Below are 4,625 nucleotides of genomic sequence, written 5' to 3' on the forward strand. Positions count from 1 at the left end.
GCCCTGGCGCTGGTGTATGGCGACACGCAGCTGAGCTATGGCGAACTGGATGCCCGGGCCAATCAACTGGCCCATTGGCTGCAAGCTCAGGGCGTTGGCCCGGATGTACCGGTGGCAGTGTGCGCCGAGCGCTCCGTGGAACTGGTGGTGGCACTGCTGGGGGTGATCAAGGCCGGTGGTGCGTACTTGCCACTGGACCCGGATCTGCCGCTTGAGCGTCTGCAAGGGATGCTGGCCGACAGCGGCAGCCCGTTGTTGTTGACCCAGAAACATCTATTGAGCACGTGGTCCGGCGCTGCCGGTGTACCGGTCCATGCATTGGAAAGCCTGCCGCTTGCGACTCAGCCGCAGACCGCGCCCCAGGTCCATATCGGCCCGGAAAACCTCGTGTACTGCCTGTACACCTCCGGCTCCACCGGCAAGCCCAAGGCCGTCGGTAACCGTCACGCCGGGCTGCTCAATCGCCTGCAATGGATGCAGGATGAATACGCTCTGAATGCGACTGACCGGGTGCTGCAAAAGACCCCCTACAGTTTCGACGTCTCCGTGTGGGAGTTCTTCTGGCCACTGCTCAGCGGTGCCGCGCTGGTGATGGCGCCACCCGGTGCTCACCGTGATCCGCAGGCTTTGCGCGAGCTGATCGTCGAGCACGGCATCACCACGCTGCACTTCGTGCCGTCGATGTTGCAGGCGTTCGTCTCGGCGGGTGAACTGCCGATTTGTACTTCCCTGAAACGGGTTATTTGCAGCGGAGAAGCCCTGCCTGCGGAGTTGCAACGCCAGGTGCTGGGGCAAACCAGCAGTGAATTGCACAACCTCTATGGCCCGACCGAAGCGGCCATCGACGTCACCTCATGGGCCTGTCGCGAGGACGGCAACAGCGTGCCGATCGGGCGTCCGATCGCCAATACGCAAATCCATATTCTCGACGCCGATCTCAACCCGGTGCCGGTGGGGGTGGCGGGGGAGTTGTATATCGCCGGGATTAATCTGGCGCGGGGTTATCAGGGCCGTGCAGCCCTGACTGCCGAACGCTTTGTCGCCAACCCCTACGGTGCGCCCGGCGAACGGATGTACCGCAGTGGCGATCTGGCGCGCTGGCGTGCCGATGGCGCCATCGACTACCTGGGGCGCCTCGATCATCAGGTCAAGTTGCGCGGTTTGCGTATCGAACTGGGGGAGATTGAAGCGCTGTTGCTGGCCCATGCCAATGTTCATGAAAGCGTGGTGATTGCCCGCGATGACAAGCTGATCGGCTACTGGGTGGGGGATGCCAGCGAGGAGGATGTACTCAAGGCCCATCTGGCCCGTCACCTTCCTGAATACATGGTGCCGTGGCGTCTGGTGCAGCTGGATGCCATGCCACTGTCGGCTAACGGCAAGCTCGACCGCAAACAGTTGCCACAGCCCCAAGGGCCGGTGACCGAAGACTATGTGGCACCCAGCAGCGAAATCCAGCAGACCCTGGCAAGCATCTGGGCCGAGGTATTGGGTCAAGAACAGGTTGGGATCAGCGACAACTTCTTCGAACTGGGGGGCGATTCCATCCTGTCCCTGCAGGTGATCAGCCGGATGCGCCGTGCCGGTTGGCTGCTCAATCCACGCGACCTTTTTGAGCATCAAACCATCGCTGCCCTGGCCCGGGTCGCTGTGCCTCTGGAGCAGGCCAGCCGGGACAGTGGCCCGGTTCAGGGCGCAGCCCCCGTGACACCGATCCAGGCACACTTTTTCGCCCAGGCGGTGCCGGTTGCGGGGCACTGGAACCAGGCGTTACTGCTACGACCGCTGCAAATCCTGGAGCCCGCTGCGCTGAGCGAGGCACTGGCGGCGCTGTTCGTCCATCACGATGCCCTGCGCCTGCAGTTTCAACAGGTGCACGGGCAATGGAGCGCCAGCCATGGCACTGGCGCCCCCTCGTTGCTGGAGTGCCGGACCCTGGGCCGCCCCGAGGCGATCAGCGCCGTCTGCGAAGAGGTCCAGCGCGGTTTTCAATTGGACCGGGGCCCGCTGTTCAAGGCCGTGCTGATGCAACTGGGCGATGGTCAGCAACGGTTGTTGCTGGTGGCCCATCACCTGGTGGTGGATGGCGTGTCCTGGCGCATCCTGCTCGAAGACCTGGCGCAGCTTTATAGTCTGGCGCTGGCCGGTTTATCGCTGCGCCTGGCTGCGCGTACCAGCAGCTTCAAGGCCTGGGGCGAGCACCTCGCAAGCTGGCAGCGCCAAGGCCTGGGCGACAGCGAGCTGGCCTACTGGCAGGCGTATGCCGAGACCGCGCCAACCCCGTTGCGGGTGCCGCGCCCGCAAGGCAGCCGTGCCCTCGGCGCGACCGCCCGGGTGCAGGTGCAGCTCGACCCGGCGCGGACCCGCGCCTTGCTGGGCGCGGCCCACGGTGCCTATCGCACGCGGATCGACGAACTGCTGCTGGCCGGGCTGGCCCGGACCCTGTGCCAGTGGAGCGGCCAACCGGCGCTGGATATCCTTCTGGAAAGTCACGGCCGCACCCCGGGGCCCAATGCCCCGGCCGAGCTGGACCTGAGCCGTAGCGTCGGCTGGTTCACTGCCCTGTACCCGTTGCAACTGGCGCCCGGCAACGGCTCAGCGGCCGAAGCGATCAAGGCGATCAAGGAGCAAGTGCGCCAGGTACCCGGCCAGGGCCTGGGCTACGGCGTGTTGCGCTACCTGGGCGAGGATGATCTGGCCCGCCGGCTGGCGGCCCGCACGGCACCGCAAATCACCTTCAACTACCTGGGGCAGTTCGACCCGGGCCGCCTGGCCGACGGCCTGTTCGACTGGGCCGGGGAAAGCCTGGGCGCGTCCCTGGACCCGGGCGCCGATGCCGACAGCGAATGGGTGATCACCGGCCAGGTGCGCGACGGCTGCCTGCAACTGAGCTGGCGCTATGGCTGCGAGCGCTTCGACAGCGAGCTGGTGCAAGGGCTGGCCGAGGACTACCTGGCGAGCCTGGGCACTCTGATCGATCATTGCCTGAGCCCCGGCGCTGCGGGTGTCACACCTTCGGATTTCCCGCTGGCGAGTGTCTGCCAGGCACAACTGGATGCACTGCCGGTGGCCGCCGCCGACCTCGAAGACCTTTACCCCTTGTCGCCGCTGCAACAGGGCATGCTGTTTCACGCTGTGCAAGGCGTCACGGGCAGTGCCTATGTCAATCAGGTCTGTGTGCCACTGAACGATGTTGATGGCCCGCGTTTCGCCGCAGCCTGGGAGCAGGTCAGCAATGAGCACGCGATCCTGCGGGCCGGTTTCGCCTGGGAAGGCGACTTGCTCCAGCCCCTGCAATGGATCCATCGCCAGTTGCGATCGCCGGTGCGCCACCTCGACTGGCGTGCACGCGGCGCCGAACAGGCGCGCCTGGAACTGGCCGAACTGGCCGATGCCGAGCGCGATCAGGGCTTTGACCTGCGCCGACCGCCGCTGCAACGGGTGTTGCTGGTGCGTCTGGGCGAAAGCACTTACCACTTGATCTGGACCCGCCATCACATCCTGCTCGACGGCTGGGCCACGGCCCGCCTGATCGAAGAAGTGCTGTTGCATTACCGCGGTCAAGCGCCCGCTGCGGGCGCCAGCCGCTACCGCGATTACCTGGCTTGGCTGGGCCGTCAGGATGGCGCGTTGAGCCAGCAGTTCTGGAGCGAGCAACTGCGTCAGCTGGAGCAACCGACGCTGCTGGCCGATGCCCTGGCGCCAGTAGCGGCCCGGGCCGGGCATGGCGATTTGCGTCTGCAACTGGACCCCCAGGTGACCTCGGCGCTGGGGGCGTTTGCCCGGCGCGAGCGGGTGACCCTGAACACCGTGCTCCAGGGAGCCTGGAGTCTGTTGTTGCAACGCTACAGCGGGCAGCGCAGCGTGGCTTTCGGCGCCACCGTGGCCGGGCGTCCGACGGCGCTGGCCGATGCCGAGCGGGTGCTGGGGCTGTTCATCAATACCTTGCCGATCATTCAGGCGCCCGGGCCGGAGCGCTTGCTGGGGGACTGGCTGCGTGAACTGCAATCGCTGAACCTGGCGGTGCGCGAGCATGAGCACACGCCGCTGTTCGATATCCAGCGCTGGGCCGGGCAGGGTGGCCGGGCGCTGTTCGACAGCGTGCTGGTGTTCGAGAACTACCCGGTGGACAGCGCCTTGCGCAGCGGCAGCGGCGTGCAATTCGGCCAGGTGATTTCCCGGGAAACCACCCATTACCCGCTGACCGTGGTGATCCACGCGGGCGACACCCTGGACCTGCAATTGAGTTACCTGCTGGGTGCTTTCGACGCGGCCAGCGTGGCTCGCCTCGGGGAGCATTTACAGAACCTGCTGCTGGCCATGGCGGCCCGGGCGCAGGGGCCGTCAACGGTCCGCCTTGGCCAGTTGCAAATGCTCGATAGCGTGGAGCAACAGCAGCTCTCGGCGTGGAATGCCACCGGGGTCGACTATGCACAGTACGCGAGCTTGCCAGCCTTGATCGCCGAACAGGTGCGGGCCACTCCGGATGCCCTGGCGCTGGTGTATGGCGACACGCAGCTGAGCTATGGCGAACTGGATGCCCGGGCCAATCAACTGGCCCATTGGCTGCAAGCTCAGGGCGTTGGCCCGGATGTACCGGTGGCAGTGTGCGCCGAGCGCTCCGT

Annotated in this window: 1 protein-coding gene; it reads left to right on the plus strand. The window is 65.9% G+C overall.

Features of this window, described 5'->3' with window-relative positions:
- The coding region (locus ACP7BO_RS23755) for an amino acid adenylation domain-containing protein (protein ID WP_426212961.1) at positions 1-4,625 on the plus strand (4,625 nt) is incomplete at both ends.

The sequence above is a fragment of the Pseudomonas sp. TWR2-1-1 genome, from assembly GCF_049897045.1.
In the GTDB taxonomy this organism is placed as follows: Bacteria; Pseudomonadota; Gammaproteobacteria; order Pseudomonadales; family Pseudomonadaceae; genus Aquipseudomonas; species Aquipseudomonas versuta.